The organism is Marinobacter salinexigens (genome assembly GCF_008370345.1).
Lineage (GTDB): Bacteria > Pseudomonadota > Gammaproteobacteria > Pseudomonadales > Oleiphilaceae > Marinobacter > Marinobacter salinexigens.
In genome coordinates this window covers 74,228-91,945 of record NZ_VTUU01000011.1, presented here as the reverse complement: position 1 = coordinate 91,945, position 17,718 = coordinate 74,228, and the positions used below count along the sequence as shown (strand labels likewise).

The following is a 17,718-nucleotide window of genomic DNA, read 5'->3' as shown; positions in this document are numbered from 1 at the left end:
CCTGCCACACCACCAGATTTACAGGTTGTTCCAGCACATCAGAGGGCTGGATAGCGGGATCCGTACTGGCCAGTTTCAGTCGGCCGTGAAAGAGTTCGGAAAGGCCTTCGGTCAGCGCAAAGCCAACCACGGCGAATAAGTCTGGGGGGAGTTCACCAACACGGGCGGTGAACTGCAGTCCGCTTGCCTGGGGCATGTCTTCGATCCTTGAAGATAAATAATTCATTCGGCTCATCCTGAGCGCGAATCAAATTATAACCATCGCCACTGAGAATAAAACCCCGAAACCGACGACACGCATGACAAGAGGTTGACCCCGACGCAAATCTCCGCCACCCTAATCTGGTTTCATTATGCAACTGGAGATTAATTGTGAGCGAATACAAAAACCGAGCGATCGTCCTCAAAAAGCGCCCACAGGGTGAAATCCAGCAGGGGGATCTGGTACTTGAGGATCGTCCGGCCCGCGCTCCCCAGGATGGCGAAGTGATGGTCAAGGTTCTCTGGCTGTCACTCGATCCTTATATGCGTCCCCGCATGAATAACGCTAAGGGTTACATGGACCCGATCGCCATAGACGACCCCATCGTGGGCGAAAGTGTCGCCCGTGTTGTTGAATCCCGGTCTGACAAATTCAGTGTTGGTGATCTGGTCACCTGCTACTCCGGCTGGCAGGAGTACGTGACGTTTCCCGGCGATGCACCCATGGTTTATAAAATCCGCCAGAAAGACAACGTTCCGCTTCAGGCTTACCTCGGAGTTGCCGGAATGCCGGGCCGCACTGGCTACTGCGGGTTGATGTATGTGGGAAAACCCAAAGCCGGTGAAACGGTCGTCGTCTCAGCAGCCTCGGGCCCGGTTGGCACCGTTGTCGGCCAGACCGCAAAAGCCGAAGGATGCCGGGTTGTCGGCGTCGCCGGTGGGGCGGAGAAATGCAGTTTTGTCGTGAATGAACTGGGCTTTGATGCCTGTGTGGACTACAAGGCCGGCAATCTGGAAGCCGATCTCACAGCCGCCTGCCCTGACGGCATAGACATCTATTTTGAAAACGTCGGTGGAGCCGTAACCCGCGCTGTTGCACCATTGCTCAACCCGGGCGCCCGTGTACCCATCTGCGGCTATGTCTCTGCCTACAATGCCACGAACATGGCAGCCGTTGAGACTCCCTTCGATGTGCTCAAGACCCTTGATCCCGTACCGGAGCACCGCTTCTTCCTGGTCACCGAATGGCAGGATAAGCATCGGGAAGTAACTGACGTTCTGGCCTCCCGAGTGGCATCAGGCGAGCTGAAGTACCGGGAGACCGTCGCCGAGGGCCTCGAAAGCGCCGTGGAGGCCTTTAAAGGCATGCTGAAAGGCCAGAACTTCGGCAAACAACTGGTTCATATTTCGGACTGATTCCGGATTACTCCCGGTTGGTCAGCCATACACTCTGATAGGGCTTAAGCGTGATCGATCCGGACAGGTCATCAATCTTCATCCCCGAGATCAGATCGAGCCAGTGGTCTGTACCAATCAGATTGATGTCGCTGAGCGCAATCTGCTGCACCTCATCACTGATATTGTGAATGCAGAACACAGATTGGTCACGCCGCATACTCTGACGCCAGAAGCCGAAAACCTGCAGCCCCAGGTGCAGGGTGAACTGGGTCGCATTGGGGTGGAATGCCGGTTGTTTGCGGCGAATGGCAATCAGCCGGTTCAACTCATGGAAAACCTTACTGTGATGGCTCAGTGGGTTTTCCAGCTCTTCCTCAAGTGCATCCAGCTGCCACTGACTACGGTTGATGGAACGAAGCCGACCGGTATGCTCTACCCGTTCAAGATCATTCTCTGTTGCCAGCAGGCTGTGAATGTAGAAGGCCGGGATGCCCTCCAGGGCAAGCATCACTGTGTGGGCACAAATAAAACGCTGCAACTGCCAGTGATCCGCACCTGATTCAGCCGTCCCTTTCAACGCGTCATAGAGCGCGATATTCACCTCATAGGGCTGGTCCCGGCCATCGGCGGTGCGCCGATAGGACACCTTTCCGCCAAACGAATCCATGGTATTGATCAGCCGCTGCTTTTCTTCCTCAGAAAGCAAGCCATCCGTCGGCCGCATTCCAATACCGTCGTGGGAGGCGATAAAGTTCAGATAGGTCGTACCCATCTGGGCCGGCGGCATACTCATCAGCCAGGTTTTCAGGTGACGGCAGTCGCCTGTTATCAACGTATTGATCAATAACGGTGGCAGCGAGAAGTTGTAGATCACGTGCGCTTCGTTGGCGTTACCGAAATAGGTAAGGTTTTCCCGGTTCGGAACGTTGGTTTCGGTGATGATGACCGCTTCCGGGCTGTGGTGCTCGATTAACAGACGCAGAATTTTGATCAGCTCATGAGTCTGCTGTAGATGGATCGATGGCGTACCGGGCTCTTTCCAGAGAAACGCCACAGCGTCGAGACGAAAGATAATGACGCCATGCTCAAGGTACTTGCGAATAATCCCGGCAAACTCGATCAGAACCTGAGGGTTGGCAAAATTGAGGTCCACCTGGTCTTCGCTGAAGGTACACCAGACATGCCGTTCTCCGTCTTCAGTCTGGACAGCATTCAGCAGTGGCGAGGTACGGGGACGAACCACCGCGCTCAGATCATCTTTCGGGTTGCCCTCAAAGAAATAGTCTTTTCCGGGATCGACGCGCTTTTTAAAATTCTCAAACCACCTGCTGCGGGACGACATGTGATTGATCACAAGGTCCGCCATCAACTTGAAGTCCTTGCCGATGGCTTCGATATCTTCCCAGTCACCATGGGATTCATTCACAGCCAGATAGTCCATGACCGCAAAGCCATCGTCCGAACTGAACGGGAAGAACGGCAGAATATGCACGGACGACACGGTGTCCGCCAGACAATCCTCCAGGAACTGATGCAAGGTCACCAGCGGCTTTTCACCTTCCTTCTGGACCGTATCGGCATACGTAATCAAGACCACATCCGACTCGTCCCAGTTATTCTGGTGGGCCGGCGGCAGAGGCTGGTCCGGAGGCAGCCCCATCGTTTCCAACAACTGCCCAGCCAGGTAGTCACAATCCAGCGACGGATAAACCACCTCCAGCATGGAAACCAGTTTGGTTTTTAGCGGATGGGTCATGGCCGAAACTCCTCGTTATCCAGCTCTACGGCTTCCAGCAGTTGTGCCTTGATGTCGGGGATTGCGCTGGTCACCCGGTTCCAGCTTGGAATGAACGGGGTATCCATGGGGTTGTCCAGAAAATACGACCCTGCCCTCATCACATTCTGAGCGAACAGTTCCACCGCCTTTTCTTCCTTGTGGCGATCAAACGTCAGGCCATTGATCACCGCATCATTCTGGTAGGTTTCCACAAAATCCAACGCAATCCGAAAATAGGTCGCTTTGATGGTCCTGAAAGTTTCCGGAGAAAACACTTCGCCGTTGGTGGCCAGCTTTCGGAACAGAGCCTTGGCGATGTCCATGCTCATTTTCGATAGCCCGCGACTGGCATCCTCAGGAGAAAGCTCCTGATGTTTGTGGTCGTAGACATCAGCAATATCCACCTGGCATAGCCTGTTGGTGGCATAGTTCCGCTTCATTTCCGACAGGACTCCGACTTCAAGCCCCCAATCACTGGGGATTCTGAGATCGTTGATGACATCGGTGCGGAAGGAAAATTCACCGGCAAGCGGGTAACGATAGCTGTCCAGGTAATCAAGGAAGTCATTGGGACCGCAGACTTTCTTGAGAGCCCGAATGAGTGGTGTGACCAGCAGCCTGCTGACCCGGCCATTCATTTTGCTATCCGCGACACGAGCGTAATAGCCCTTGCAGAACATATAGTTGAAGCCGGGATTAGCCACCGGATAGATCAACCGGGCAACAAGATCCCGGGAATAGGTCAGAATATCGCAATCATGCAGGGCAACCGATTTGCCGATACCTGAAGCCAGTACATAGCCGAAGCAGTACCAGACATTACGCCCCTTGCCCATTTCTGTCGGCGCCAGGCCCTGCTCCCGAAGAAGCAGGTCAATCGCCCTGAGCCGTGGGCCATCGTTCCACAACACTTGCACATTGCTCTGAGGTAGCTCCGAGAAGTATTCCAGAGCGTACCGGTATTGCTCTTCGTTTGCCCGGTCCAGACCAATGACGATCTGATCCAGATACGGCACCTTCGCCAACTCGTGAACAATATTCTTCAGGGCTGGCCCTTCGAGTTCGGAAAACAGCGACGGCAGCACTAATGACATGGGCCTCGCCTTACGGAATTCCATCAAGTCCGCTTCGAGATCTTCAACCGGACGACGAACAAGATTATGGAGGGTGGTGATAATGCCATTCTGGTAAAAGTCGCCCATGGGGCTCTCCTTCTTATAGTGCTAGTACCCGTACTCAAACAGGAGATTGAGCACACACTCATTCCAACCTTCAGGGCCGGGTTTGAGGGAGCGCATGGCATGTTTGGCGGATGGCAACTGGACGTCATCACTGTTCACACCCCGGATGACGACCGGTATGTCAGCCGACTCCAGCAATTGCTGATCATTAGGGCTGTCCCCCAATGCAATTGCGATGATCGGCCCACCGCCATAGCGCTCCTGATATTTCTCCAGCAAAAAACGGGCCCCATCGGCTTTATCGAAGACGCCCATCGCATGAAAAAAGCGCCCCCCCTGCACTAACCTCAGGTTTTCTGCAGCCAGCCCGGCCTCAAACTCGACCCGCTCCTCCTCAGACCCTTCCCAGATGAGCGGCTCCGTTCCCAGGCGCCGTTTCGCCAGCTCGGCCTGTTCCGGCGTCAAGCCGGTGAGCTCCGCCAGCTCAGCGACGGACATGTCTTCAAAGCCCCGGAAACGAGCCCCTCTGACCCTTAGCCTGGAGAGGACGTCGAGTACCTGCGAGCGCGACGCCCCAAAATTCACCACGGTTTCCCCGGCATCACCAAAAGTGCCCGCCGGAATCACCACAGCTGCACCATTTTCGACAATGAAAGGATCTGTGTTTCCAAGCTCTTCCCGCAATTTGCGTATTTCTTCCGCTGTTTTGCTGGAGTTGAGAATCAACGGTATACCTGCGCCCCGAAGCTTTTCCAAAGCGGGCAAGGCGGGCTGCCAGGAATAGTCCTGATGATCCAGCAACGTGCCATCCAGATCGGAAATAACGAGTAAGCGGGGCCTGATCATGAATTCTTTCCCTATTGTTTAAACGTAAAAATATTCACCTGGAACCTTAAAGACTTTCGCACCAAATAAGAGCGGCAACTTTTGGTGTGCACCATTTTGGAACTCCAGGCATTAGCGGGAATTCGAACTCCCCAAACTACCGGCCTTTTTCCGTATCATAGGAAGCACCAACGGATTTCTTGCGTGCCTTACTGCATGTCTCGAGATTCCCTGTGCTGATATCCAGCATAGGTCAATGAAATAGATCAGCAGCATTCATACCAGATGGGAGCAGGAGCACATTATGGGAAACAACGGCTTTCGTATTGAACACCGTTATCTGGAGCTCCCGGACAGTTTCTATACCCGGGTACAACCCAGCCCACTCTCCGGTGCCCGCATGGCCTGCTTCAATCACGATCTGGCTCATGAAATGGGCTTCTCCGCCAGCTCGGAAAACGACTGGACCGGTGTCGGTGCCGGCTGTGAGCTACTGGAAGGCATGGACCCGGTGGCCATGAAGTACACCGGCCATCAATTCGGCGTGTATAACCCTGAACTCGGCGATGGCCGGGGGCTACTGCTCTGGGAAACAACGTCTCCGGACGGACGTCGCTGGGACTGGCATCTCAAGGGCGCAGGCATCACACCTTACTCAAGGTTCGGAGACGGCCGGGCCGTGTTGCGGTCCACCATTCGTGAGTATCTCTGTAGCGAAGCCATGCACGGGCTCGGCATACCGACAACCCGCGCTCTATTCATGGTGAGCGCCACGGACCCGGTACGCAGAGAGTCCATCGAGACCGCCGCCGCGCTGGTCCGTGTAGCTCAGAGCCATATCCGCTTTGGACACTTCGAATTTGCAGCGCATCACGAAGGCCCGGAGGCTGTAAAAACACTTCTGGAACATGTCATCGCCCTGCACTTCCCTCACCTGATCGAGCTGCCGGAAGACGAGCGCCATCAACGCTGGTTTGAGGAAGTGGTTGAGCGCACTGCTCGCCTGGTGGCCGACTGGCAGGCTGTCGGTTTTTGCCACGGCGTGATGAACAGCGACAACATGTCAATTATCGGCGACACCTTTGATTACGGGCCGTTTGCCTTCCTGGACGATTTCGACGCTGGATTTATCTGCAACCATTCCGACCATGAAGGACGGTACGCCTATAACCGACAGCCCCAGATCGGCTTTACCAATTGCCAGTACCTCGCTAACGCCCTTCTGCCGATCATGGATGAAGACAATATACGTAAGGCGCTGCGCCGTTACGAAATCACCTACAACTCCCGATTCCGCCAGAATATGAGGGACAAACTCGGACTGGCGCAGGAAGATGACGGCGACCACAGCCTGATCATGGAGACATTCAGCATGCTCCACGAGCACCGGATCGACTACACACGCTTCTTCCGGGGACTATCCAACCTATGGACCCACGGCCACGCGCCGATAAGGGATCTGTTTGTCGACAGAAGCGTTGCTGACGCCTGGTTAGGCCGATACGAAGATCGATTGAAACTTGAAGAAAGGGCACATGACGAGCGCGAATACGCCATGCGGAAGGTGAACCCCAAGTATATCCTGCGAAATTACCTCGCCCAGCAGGTTATTCTGGAAGCCCAGAACGGCGATTATCAACCGATGAAGAAGCTGCTGGAGGTACTGAAAAAACCCTTCGACGAGCAGCCTGAGAATGAAGACTATGCGGCACTACCGCCGGATTGGGGCAAACACCTGAATATCAGTTGCTCAAGCTGATAAAAAAGGGGGCAGACTAACCTGCCCCCTTCCGGTACTACACTAACGGATCAGACTGCCTTGGCAGCGATGATCTTGTCATGCCATTCGACCGGGCCAGTCTGGTGAACCGAGCTGCCACGTGAATCCACAGCGACCGTCACCGGCATATCTTCCACCTCAAACTCGTAGATCGCTTCCATTCCGAGTTCTTCGAACGCAACCACTTCGGCATTCTTGATGGCCTTGGAGACCAGGTAGGCCGCACCGCCCACAGCCATCAGGTACACAGCACCGTGTTGCTTGATCGCATCAATCGCAACCTGGCCACGTTCGGCCTTACCGATCATGCCAGTCAGGCCAGTCTTCTCCAGCATGGTGTTGGTGAACTTGTCCATGCGGGTTGCGGTTGTCGGGCCAGCAGGACCAACCACCTCTTCGCGAACCGGGTCGACCGGGCCAACGTAATAGATGAAACGGCCTTTCAGGTCGACCGGCAGCTCTTCGCCGTTTTCGATCATGTCCACCATCTTCTTGTGGGCAGCATCACGACCCGTCAGCATCTTTCCGGACAGCAGAACCGTTTCACCCGGCTGCCAGTCTTTGACGTCTTCCGGAGTGACGGTATCCAGATTCACCCGGCGAACGTTCTCACCCACTTCCCAGGTGATTTCCGGCCAGTCATCCAGGCTCGGAGGGGTCTGCAGAGAAGGACCGGTGCCGTCCAGGGTAAAGTGAGCGTGGCGGGTTGCAGCACAGTTCGGGATGATCGCAACCGGCTTGTTGGCCGCGTGGGTCGGGTAATCCTTGACCTTCACGTCCAGAACCGTGGTCAGACCGCCCAGGCCCTGAGCACCGATACCCAGTTCGTTAACCTTCTCGAACAACTCAAGACGCAGCTCTTCAGCACGATTGGAGGCACCACGGGCCTGCAGATCGTGAATATCGATCGGGTCCAGCAGCGACTCCTTGGCCAACTCCATTGCTTTCTCAGCGGTACCACCGATACCGATACCCAGCATACCCGGCGGGCACCAGCCAGCGCCCATCTGAGGAACCATCTTCAGAACCCAGTCCACAACAGAGTCAGATGGGTTCAGCATGGCAAATTTGGACTTCGCCTCGGAGCCGCCGCCTTTGGCTGCCACATGTACTTCGACTTTGTCGCCGGGAACCATTTTGTAATGGATGATGGCCGGTGTGTTGTCCTTGGTGTTCTGGCGCTTGCCATCAGGGTCAGCCAGTACAGAAGCACGCAGAACGTTGTCCGGATGAGTGTAGGCGCGACGAACACCCTCGTTGATCACATCATCCAGAGGCTGATCGCACTCGAATTTCACATCCATACCGACGTTAACGAAAACGGTGACGATACCGGTATCCTGACAGATCGGGCGGTGGCCCTGGGCGCACATCCGGGAATTGATCAGGATCTGGGCCATGGCGTCTTTCGCGGCCTGGGACTCTTCCTTCTGATAGGCCTCGTAAACAGCCTGGATAAAATCTTTCGGGTGGTAGTAGGAAATGAACTGCAGCGCGTCCGCTACGCTTTCGATCAGATCGTTCTGGCGGATTACGGTGGTCATAGGCCCCTCATCATGTAGATATCGTTGTATCGTGCCATCGGCAAAATCGGGAGGCCGAAGTTTACCAGAAAATCCGGCCTGCGAGTGATCCGACAGAAGGCGAACTCGCTATCAATGGATATGAAAAAAACAATCGAAAAAAGGTACCATCCTACTCAAATGATAAAAAGCACCCAGGAGTTACCGTGACAGACTTGATTCGCACTACCCTTGAAGACCATATCCTGACGGTTCGGATCGACCGGCCAGATCGCAAGAACGCCCTCACCCACGATATGTATACCGCTCTGGGCGATGCTCTGGAACGGGCCGGTACCGAACCAGGCATCCGCTGCGTTCTGTTCACCGGCAGCGAGGAATGCTTTACTGCCGGCAACGATCTTGGCGATTTTGCCCAGGGCCTGCCCGGCGCCTTCGAGGAAACTCCGGTTGGCCGCTTTCTCCTTTTGCTCGCCACGGCAACCAAGCCTGTTGTTGCCTCGGTTAACGGCCCCGCTGTCGGTATCGGAACCACCATGCTGCTGCACTGTGACATGGTATTCGCGGGCGATAACGCCCGTTTCCAGATGCCCTTCACCAACCTAGGGCTGTGTCCCGAAGGGGGCTCAAGCCTTCTATTACCTTCCTGGCTGGGACGCGTGCGCGCTGCCGAGTTGCTGATGCTGGGCAATACGTTCAGCTCAGATGATGCCTTCCGGCTCGGTCTGATCAACAGGGTTTGTCCCGCGCAGGACACCGAGAGCCTTGCCCTTGCAGCCTGCAAACAACTTGCCGCACAACCACCCGCTGCCATCCGGGCAGCCAAGACCCTTATCAACCGCCCTACCACCGAGCAGTTGAGGGAGACCATGCTGGCCGAGGGCGCCCTGTTCTCGGAACGACTGAAGTCACCGGAAGCCGCCGAGGCCTTTCGTGCATTCATGGAAAAGCGGGCACCGGATTACTCCGGTTTCGAGTAAGTCTGGCTGCTCGACAAACCACTAACTCCCAACTATTTTTCAGGAATGCCGGGCACCTCTTACGCTGGACGATCTGAAGGAAAGAATCACACTTTCGGCTGATCAACAGTTGCCATACTGTCGCTATAGTCAGAGTTACAGAAATTGGCTCTAGTGCTGGCTACAATTTCAGACAATCGTTCTAGCAGGAAAGGCCACTGACAACGGGCTTACCGGATCAGAGACCGGCCCCGTCAGCTGCCGAACATAACGACACAACAACAGGAAAAGGTTCCACCCATGTTCAAGAAAACTCTAATAAGTCTTGCCGTGGCGTCTTCCGTTGGACTTACAGGCTGCTTAAGCGGCGGAGACGAAGGGGCGAATGCCAACCCGGATTACCAGATCAGCAACCCGGCCGTTACCGGGAAAACGTGGCCAATATTCAACCCGGTCACCAGCCAACTCCCGATTCCCAATGACCTGATTTTTGACTCGGTAGCCAAAGACGGAACCTTCCGTGTTGGTGATACATCCCCCCCGGTAACTACTGCACTGAACTCCCTGAGTGGGGCCTCCACCATTGCTCCTGCCGTTATCCAGTTCAACGGCCAGGTTGACGCCAATTCAGTGGTGGCAAATCAAACCGTTTTCCTGATCGAAGTTGCCTATGCCAGCGGTGATCCGGTGCAGGGTCTGAGCAACGGCGAACCCCCCACACTGGAGCTCGCACTGTCTGGCCCGACGGCCATGCCACAGTTTACTGCGGATACAGTGACACTTGACGGTAGTTCCGCTATCCGGATTGTACCGACTCAGCCGCTGAACCCGCGCAAGCGCTATATCGCTGTTGTGACCACGGGAGTGCTCGACGTAAATGGCGATGCCATCATTCAGTCGCCATCCTATGCCAGCCTGACAGGCGATGAGCCTCTGGGCACGGCGTCGCTTGCCGCTGTGCGTACCCTGATCAACCGCGTCTGGGAGCCACTGGCTGAAGCCTACTTTGGCGCAGTGGGTGCTTCCCTTACCGCTGATGACGTTGCCATCTCCTACAGTTTTACAACGTCTAACGATGAAAAGGTTCTGCCTTACATTGCTGAGCCTGCAGCCTGGTTTGCGGACCAGATTGAAGGCTTTGTGAAGGTCTCCGCAGCAAAAAGCGCGGTTGCGGGCGGAGCCAGTTCCTATGCAGACGTTAATACCGCTGTTACCGCAGCCTATAATGCCTTCCCGAACATCCCTGCTTCGTCTGGCGGCACAATTGCCGAGAAACTACCGACGCTGTTCGGTGGTGGAGCACCCTGTGAAGGTTTGACTGGAAGCCTGGCCGTTGAATGTATCGGTGTTACTCTCAGCAGTGCCCCATCCGCTGCGGGCGGGTTTTCTGACCTTCTCCCGACGCCTGCTGCCAGAACAGTCACACTGGATCTTGCGGGTACAAACGATGTAGCACTGGCCTCCGCGCCGGTATCGGCTGCGGCAGGCGGTGCCGGAAACGTCAACCTTGTACAGGGTACGATCGAGCTTCCTTACTACCTGGGCACGCCGAGCGGTACCAACGGCACACCATTGGTCACCGAATCCTGGACGGCTGACAGCGGCCTGGCGGCCACCATGAACTATGCGTTCTCGGGCCTTAACCTTGTCATTCCGCAAGCGGACCCGTCCGTATCAGACGTCGTAAACTACATTTTCCCGTTCCCGGAAGGTGAACTTCAGGAAGCGCCAGTGCTGGTTCTGTATCCCAGCTCAGGTGATGTCAGTGGCGGTACCGTAATCTACCAGCATGGCATCACCACGGACCGCAGTGCCGCCTTGTCATTTGGTAGTGCGCTCGTCAGTACACTGGCTGCGATGGGAACCAACGTTGCTGTTGTTGCGATTGATCAACCACTGCATGGTGTAACTCCTGCGTCCCAGGCGTCCGTGGAAGGGCTCGCAACATCCCTTCTGCAAGCGGGTCAGGACAATGGCCTGCCCGCGAGCCTCGCTCCTTCCGACACTACGGTGGCTGCCTTAATCGCCGGGCAATTGAACCTGAGCTTCGTGATGACGGCAACCAGCCAGGATGCGGTTACAGCACAAGCAATCATCGATGATGTGCTGACAGGAGGAACCTCGGGAGATGCTAACCTGGATGCCGCGATTGGTTTCCTGGGCGCAGCAGAAAACACCGTTGCAACTCCTGGCAGCACCATTCCGGGTATTGCAGCAACTGACGTTGAACGCCATTTCAATTTCTACGCAGACGATGCCAACCAGCCAACACTGATGGATTTCGATCCGGCAGTGGCCGCAGGTGAAGATGAATCAGGAAGTCTGTTCATTAACCTGACCAACTTCCTGGCCAGCCGCGACAACAACCGCCAGGGAGCTGTTGACCTGATGAACCTTCGGGCAAGTCTGGGCAACATCGACATCAACGGCGCCGCCGCTGGCGGGACTCTGGATATGACCAACGTATTCTTCGTGGGTCACTCCCTCGGCACCATCAACGGTTCGCCGTTCGTTGCGGCTTCCAACGAGAATCAGATCACCCTCTCTGAGAAGACCTCTGACGACGTAGTGGCCGCAAGCCTACTGACCCCGGGCGGCGGCATCGTGCGCCTGCTTGAAAACTCCGAGACGTTCGCACCAGCCATTCTCGGTGGCCTGAGCGCAGCGGCGGGTCTGGAACAGGGTGATGCCAATCTGGAAACCTACTTCAACGTGCTGCAAGCAACTCTGGATACCGTAGACCCGGTTAACTTCTCGGATAACCACGTGGCTGCCGGCACCGGCATCCTGCTGTCTGAAATCATTGGCGATACGGTGATTCCAAACAGCGCAGGAGAAGGCGAAACCCTCGGCAACGCTTTCATTGCGCCGCTTGCAGGTACAGAGCCTCTGGCCCTGACCCTGAGCGCCAATGACGTGACAGCCGCAGGTAACTACGCTCTGCCGGCCATCACGCGTTACACCGCAGGTACTCATGGCACACCGGTTTCTGCTGACAATTCCGATGTATTCTCTGAAATGGTCGGCCAGACAATCGGCATGATCCTCTCTGGAGGTGCCGGTACAACAGCCACGGATGACACTGTCATCCAGCAGTAATCGCTGCCCCCCTCAAACAAAGAAAGCCGGGCGATATGCCCGGCTTTCTTTTTACTCCCTGCTTTACTGAATGCGTGTCAGTCGCTGGTGATGGTCTGCTCGCCTCCTGTCAGAAGACTCGCTTCAATATCTTCCTCCGAGAATGCAATCGGCCGATAATTCTTGTCAGAGAAGCGCTGGCTCTGATCATTGAAGAAGGTCGAATCTGAATCGGTGGATTGTGAATAGCTGACAAGTCCGAAAGCCTCCGGCCCGTTATCCGTAAACTCCAGGCCAAAGTGCCAACTGGTGCCACGCGCCATTCTCCAGCCTTCTCCAGCAACATCGGACAACCCTGCCGTATTGGCAATCGTACTGGGTGCAACACGAGGGAAGCGGGTATCTTCAAGGAAGGGGTCGGTAACGACACCGATAGCGTTAAATGCGCCATCGACACCTCCATCACCACCATGCCATGGGAACGATGGCCCCAGGTCTGTTGGCGTACCACCACTCAGGCTTCCACCCGCCAGCCCGGGAAGTGCTCCGCCGGATGGTTGGTAATACTGCACCGTTCCCAACGCGGCATCATAGGCAATGCCGACAGAATCAAGCGCATTCAAACCAACAGCCAGAGCCTGCAGCATAGGGTCATCCGGAGTGCCCGCATTGGTCGCCGATGGCGTGGAGGGCGTTGCGACCGGGTCGGTCGGATCGAAAGGCACCGTAAGGTCCGTTGCAAAACTGTTGCGGTAATTGGCGATAAAGACACGATATACGTGCGCTCCAACGCTATCGATATTGTAAAGACCATCCCAGGCCTGCAATACGGCGCAACCCTGATCAACTGATCGCGAACCTGCAGTAGGGAGAAGAACCTGCGTTGCCCCAATCGCCGTACAACGATTCCTGAGCTCATCAAGGAACTCATCGGCGTACCAGGCCCTGTTGTTGTAGATCACATTGACCAGATCTTCAGCCCCAAACTTTCCATCCTGCCCAGCAGGCTCCGGTGCCGTCGGTGAAACCGGGCCTGATGACAAAGGGTTCTGGAGCATGGAAATACCCAACCTTGTGCGCGGCCCCAGCGGTGACTCTTCAGGGCCGAACATGGGCGAATATCCGGTCAGGAACTCTGCCGGGTTGGTGGACCAGTAGCTGTCATTGGAGTTCTGTACCCAGTCCGCCCTCAGTAGCTTGGGCTTGTCCTCATAAGGCACCAGCCCGTTACAGCTTCCTTCAACCCAGTCATCCCGTGAAGAATTGCCATCCAGAAGTGTCAGGCCCGCATTGAAGAGCTGGTTATAGGCAGCGCTGGCATTGCGTTTAAAAGCAATAACAGCCAATGCCTGCTTGGACAGATTCGGAACCGAACTGCTGTCGATGTAGAATGCATTTCCCTGATCGTCCGCATACGTAGAGTTCGTCCAGAAGGTCGTGCCACAGTTCCTGAAGACGTCCTGGAACTCTTGCAGATTACTGGCCTGGCTCATTTGCAGCCAGGTGTCCAGCAGACGGGTGGTGCTGGCATTCGCATCCCGGTAGGTATAGGCGGTACCGTTGGCACCCCACTTCGGCAGGCCTCCGCTGGTTACCGCATTCGCCGAAAGCATTGGGCCGTATTCCGAGTAGTAGAACGTTCGCTCCAGCACGGTGGGCGTGGGCGAACCATTGAATACTTCTACCTGGAAGGTTTCGGATGTAATGGGCTTCTCTACACCATCCTTGATGTAGGTAAGATTATCGCCGTCTTTAAGTGTCAGCTCGTAGAGCGTAAATCGACGGCTTGTTGTGACGGTGTGAGACCAACCCAGATTTTCATTGAAGTTGATCAGGGGGACAGCCGTTCCCAGCAAACCGGCACCCATAGCATTGAGGTAGCCCGGCACGGTCATCTGCACCTGGTACAAGCGACGGTGGCCGGTATAAGGAAAGTGCGGATTCGCGAGCAATGCCCCCTTTCCGCCCTCGCTCATCTCCCGGCCAATACCCCAGGCATTGCTTGCCAGCCCCATATCCTGGAAGTTCTTTATATCGCTTGCATGCATGCGGGCATTTGCAGCAACCAGTTTGAAAGGATCCATGCTCTGGCTTGCAGCAACGACAGACTCAGGAACCGGCGATTCACCCGGAGGGACTGCAAGGAACACTGCGCCTGTGGCAAACAGTGCACCACTGGCGTACTGGCCAACAATACGATAGTGCGCAAACAGGTCAACCGGTGTAATGGTCTTTACCCAGGGCTGGTTGTTACATTCAGCGGGCAAATCCCCCGGCGCTGTTTCACTCACATACTTGTTGTAGCCCGCAGCAAAGCCCTCGATGAGAGCCGTAGACTCTGGCGACAGCATCGGAAACTCTTCCTCAGCGCCGCTGAGAATTTTTTGTGCCTTGAAGCTGAAATCGTTGATGATGTTGATATCATCGGGACCCGGCCCGAAGTACTTCGCACGCTCACTTCGGGCCTTCACAATTGCTTCGGCCAGCATGCACACGTTGTCCTGAGCCTGGGCATAACCATGGCCGAACGCAGCGGATTTGAGGTTATCAGCGGTAATGTGAGGCACACCGTCCGTCGTCCTGCGAATAGTCGCCTCTAGCTGACCATCCTCCGGGAACAGGTTGGTATCAAGGCTCACGCTACCTGAGCTTGAGGGGGAGCTATCGTCGTCGTTGAGACACCCTGTCAGTACCGTACTGCCGGCAAGCATCAGAGCCAGGCTGAACGCCCGGCTATAACCAGGCCGGTAGCCTGACATTTTCCTGATTTTCATAGTGTTATCCTTATCATTGTTCACTACGGGTGCACCGTGATCGGTGACAATGATAAAGCTAGCAGACTAATCGCTTCCCGGCAGCAAAACCGAACAGATACTCACGATTTTTAGAGATAGTCGTCGTTGTCGGCCCCCAGGGTTCGGCCCACCCATCCGGCATGGCAGGCCGTTTTTTCGAATTTGATCGGAAACCCGATCTGGCGCTGTGCGGTTCCATCTCCCCGATCAACCATGATCACCATATCCCGGGCCTGCATCTGCGGGTGCTCGGCGGCTTCCGCAATGCTCAGTACCGGTTCGACACAGGCATCCCTATTGGCAAATACCTTTCGCCATTGCTCCAGAGTTCTGGTTGCAATAGCCCCGCTAATGGCCTGCTTGAGGGTTTTCTGATGTTCCGGGTTCTGGCTGAGGGCGAAACTTTTCATTTCATCCAGACCCAGAGTTTCACAAAGGCGCGAAGAGAATTGTGGCTCCAGGCTACCGACAGACAACCATCGGCCATCACTGGTCTGATAGTAGTCGTAGAAAGAACCGCCGTTGAGCAACGAACTCTCCGGCCGCTGCTCCTGACCGCCGGCCAGGCATGCTGCACCGGACATGGCATTCAGAGCGAACGCCGCATCCGTCATACTGATATCCACATACTGACCTTCCCCGGATTGCTGCCGATGGATGACAGCCGCCAATATGCCCATCACCGCATGGTGAGAGCCGCCCGCAACGTCCGCAATCTGGATTCCCATTGGCGGCGGCCCCCTTTCGGCACGGCCACAGTGGGAGCTGACACCTGCCAGGGACAGGTAGTTGATGTCGTGCCCGGCTTTATCCCGATAGGGTCCGGTTTGTCCATAACCGGTTATGGAGCAATAGATAAGGCGTGGATTGATACTCCTGAGTACCTCGTAGCCAATTCCGAGACGATCCATGACACCCGGCCGGAACTGTTCGACAACCACATCAAACTCCGCCACCAGCGCTTTGATTCTTTCTACGTTTGCCTCTTCTTTCAGGTTCAGGGCAATGGAATGCTTTCCCCGATTCAGGTAACCGTGAGCTGTGCTGACACCACCATCATGGGGAGGCATTACCCGGGTAAGGTCCATTCTGTCCGGAGCCTCTACCCTCAAGACTTCCGCGCCCATATCAGCCAGCAACATGGTGGCGTATGGGCCTGGTAACAGTGTGCTGAAATCCAGTACTTTCAGTGACGATAACGGGCCTGCCATCAGGCTCTCCTTTGTTATTGGAATTTGTCAGCTTGATCCAGCCCATGCTGCCCGGTTTTGCTAACAGGGCCAACTGCCGGTTACTTCATTCCGATTGACCATTTCTGCCAACTTTGTGCCCCGTTCACGGCTTGCAATGTGGTGTGCGGGTCTTATGATGGATTTCGTTTTCATGGAATGGCGAGAGAAATGTCCAACCTGACGGTTTCCCGGCACTTTGTTCAGGCATCCCTGGTCGGTGCCGAAAGTCTGGGTTTCGATACCCGGGAACTGCTGATCGAAGCTGGTATTTCACCCGAGCTACTGCGTATTGAGATGGCCCGGGTGAACAGTGATCAGTTCAGTCGACTCATGCAGGTACTCTGGAGTCGTCTGGACGACGAGTTTATGGGAATGGGGCCCCGCCGCGCCCGCAGCGGTACGTTTGCGACCATGTGCGCCCTGGTGATCGACTGCCCGACCCTGGAAGCGGTTTATCGACAGGCCTATCAGTTTTCCCGCCTGTTTGAGCCCATGGTTACCATGGAGCTCAACACCTCCGGCGAGCATGCCCGGTTGGTCACCCGGATAGAGGGCGACATTCACGATCCCCACTACTTTCTCCGGGAAAGCCTGCTGGTTATCTGGCACCGATTAGGTAGCTGGCTGATTGGCCAGCCTATCGAACTGGAAAGAGCAGAGTTTGACTACCCACGCCCTTCCCACGGCGACGAATACCGACACATTTTCCACTGCCCGCTGGAATTTGAATCCAGCCAGACAGCCCTGACCTTCGATAAACGTTTTCTGTCCGCACCGGTCATCAGGGACAAACCGGAAATGCGGCAGTTCCTCAAAACCTCCCCGGCAGATCTCCTTTCCCGCCCCGATGAAAGCAACACGTTCACGGGAAAAATCCGGACCTTGATCGGCCGGGACTTTTCCAGACCATTACCGGATTTCGAGTGGATTGCCGCAGAGCTGCATACCAGCCCGCAAACATTGCGCAGGCGCCTCAAGCAGGAAAACACCTCGTTTCAGGAGATAAAAGACCTGTTGCGGCGTGATATGGCGATTTATTACCTGAGCAGACAGGAACTCCCCATCAATGATATCGCCAGCAAAGTTGGATTCACCGAGCCTTCAACCTTCCACCGAGCCTTCAAGAAGTGGACGGGAGTTACACCAGGTGCCTACCGCGAGGGAGAACGGGGCACCTTGGTGAAGTAG

General features: G+C 55.5%; 11 protein-coding genes and 1 pseudogene. 5 read left to right on the top strand and 7 right to left on the bottom strand.

Annotated elements, in window-relative coordinates:
• Positions 1-196, bottom strand: a pseudogene (locus FWJ25_RS17080) (contractile injection system protein, VgrG/Pvc8 family); the annotation flags it as partial.
• A 176-nt stretch (positions 197-372) separates the two neighbouring features.
• Here FWJ25_RS17080 and FWJ25_RS17075 point away from each other — a divergent pair.
• Positions 373-1,398, top strand: a complete 1,026-nt coding sequence (locus FWJ25_RS17075) for an NADP-dependent oxidoreductase (protein ID WP_149601473.1) — start codon at positions 373-375, stop codon at positions 1,396-1,398.
• A 7-nt stretch (positions 1,399-1,405) separates the two neighbouring features.
• On the opposite strand, the gene FWJ25_RS17070 is transcribed toward FWJ25_RS17075, so the two are convergent.
• Genes FWJ25_RS17070 through FWJ25_RS17060 form a run of 3 tightly spaced genes read right to left on the bottom strand, consistent with a single transcriptional unit; the run spans position 1,406 to position 5,184 of the window.
• A complete protein-coding gene (locus FWJ25_RS17070) occupies positions 1,406-3,136 on the bottom strand; it encodes a sugar phosphorylase (protein WP_149601472.1) in 1,731 nt (576 codons plus the stop codon).
• Positions 3,133-4,359 (bottom strand): glycosyltransferase family protein, encoded by a 1,227-nt coding sequence (locus FWJ25_RS17065; protein WP_149601471.1) that lies wholly within the window; start codon positions 4,357-4,359, stop codon positions 3,133-3,135. Before FWJ25_RS17065 ends, FWJ25_RS17070 begins: the two co-directional genes overlap by 4 nt.
• A gap of 21 nt (positions 4,360-4,380) precedes the next feature.
• On the bottom strand, positions 4,381-5,184 hold the full coding sequence (locus FWJ25_RS17060; protein WP_149601470.1) for an HAD-IIB family hydrolase: 804 nt from the start codon (positions 5,182-5,184) through the stop codon (positions 4,381-4,383).
• A gap of 283 nt (positions 5,185-5,467) precedes the next feature.
• On the opposite strand from FWJ25_RS17060, the gene FWJ25_RS17055 reads away from it, so the two are divergent.
• Entirely contained in the window at positions 5,468-6,922 is a 1,455-nt protein-coding gene (locus tag FWJ25_RS17055; RefSeq protein WP_149601469.1) for a protein adenylyltransferase SelO, read from the top strand.
• A 50-nt stretch (positions 6,923-6,972) separates the two neighbouring features.
• Here the strand turns inward: FWJ25_RS17055 and FWJ25_RS17050 are convergent, their stop codons facing one another.
• The gene (locus FWJ25_RS17050) at positions 6,973-8,487 is read right to left on the bottom strand and encodes a fumarate hydratase (protein ID WP_149601468.1); all 1,515 of its coding nucleotides are present in this window, start codon (positions 8,485-8,487) and stop codon (positions 6,973-6,975) included.
• A gap of 185 nt (positions 8,488-8,672) precedes the next feature.
• On the opposite strand from FWJ25_RS17050, the gene FWJ25_RS17045 reads away from it, so the two are divergent.
• Positions 8,673-9,446 (top strand): enoyl-CoA hydratase, encoded by a 774-nt coding sequence (locus tag FWJ25_RS17045; RefSeq protein WP_149601467.1) that lies wholly within the window; start codon positions 8,673-8,675, stop codon positions 9,444-9,446.
• Between the two features lie 279 nt (positions 9,447-9,725).
• Positions 9,726-12,524 (top strand): hypothetical protein, encoded by a 2,799-nt coding sequence (locus FWJ25_RS17040; RefSeq protein ID WP_149601465.1) that lies wholly within the window; start codon positions 9,726-9,728, stop codon positions 12,522-12,524.
• 77 nt (positions 12,525-12,601) lie between these two features.
• Here the strand turns inward: FWJ25_RS17040 and FWJ25_RS17035 are convergent, their stop codons facing one another.
• Complete coding sequence (locus FWJ25_RS17035; protein ID WP_149601464.1) at positions 12,602-15,277, bottom strand: penicillin acylase family protein; 2,676 nt, start codon at positions 15,275-15,277, stop codon at positions 12,602-12,604.
• A gap of 110 nt (positions 15,278-15,387) precedes the next feature.
• Positions 15,388-16,509 (bottom strand): CaiB/BaiF CoA transferase family protein, encoded by a 1,122-nt coding sequence (locus FWJ25_RS17030; protein WP_149601463.1) that lies wholly within the window; start codon positions 16,507-16,509, stop codon positions 15,388-15,390.
• 189 nt (positions 16,510-16,698) lie between these two features.
• Here FWJ25_RS17030 and FWJ25_RS17025 point away from each other — a divergent pair, with 189 nt between their 5' ends.
• Positions 16,699-17,718 carry an AraC family transcriptional regulator gene (locus FWJ25_RS17025; RefSeq protein WP_149601462.1) on the top strand — a complete coding sequence of 340 codons (1,020 nt, stop codon included), beginning with the start codon at positions 16,699-16,701 and terminating at the stop codon, positions 17,716-17,718.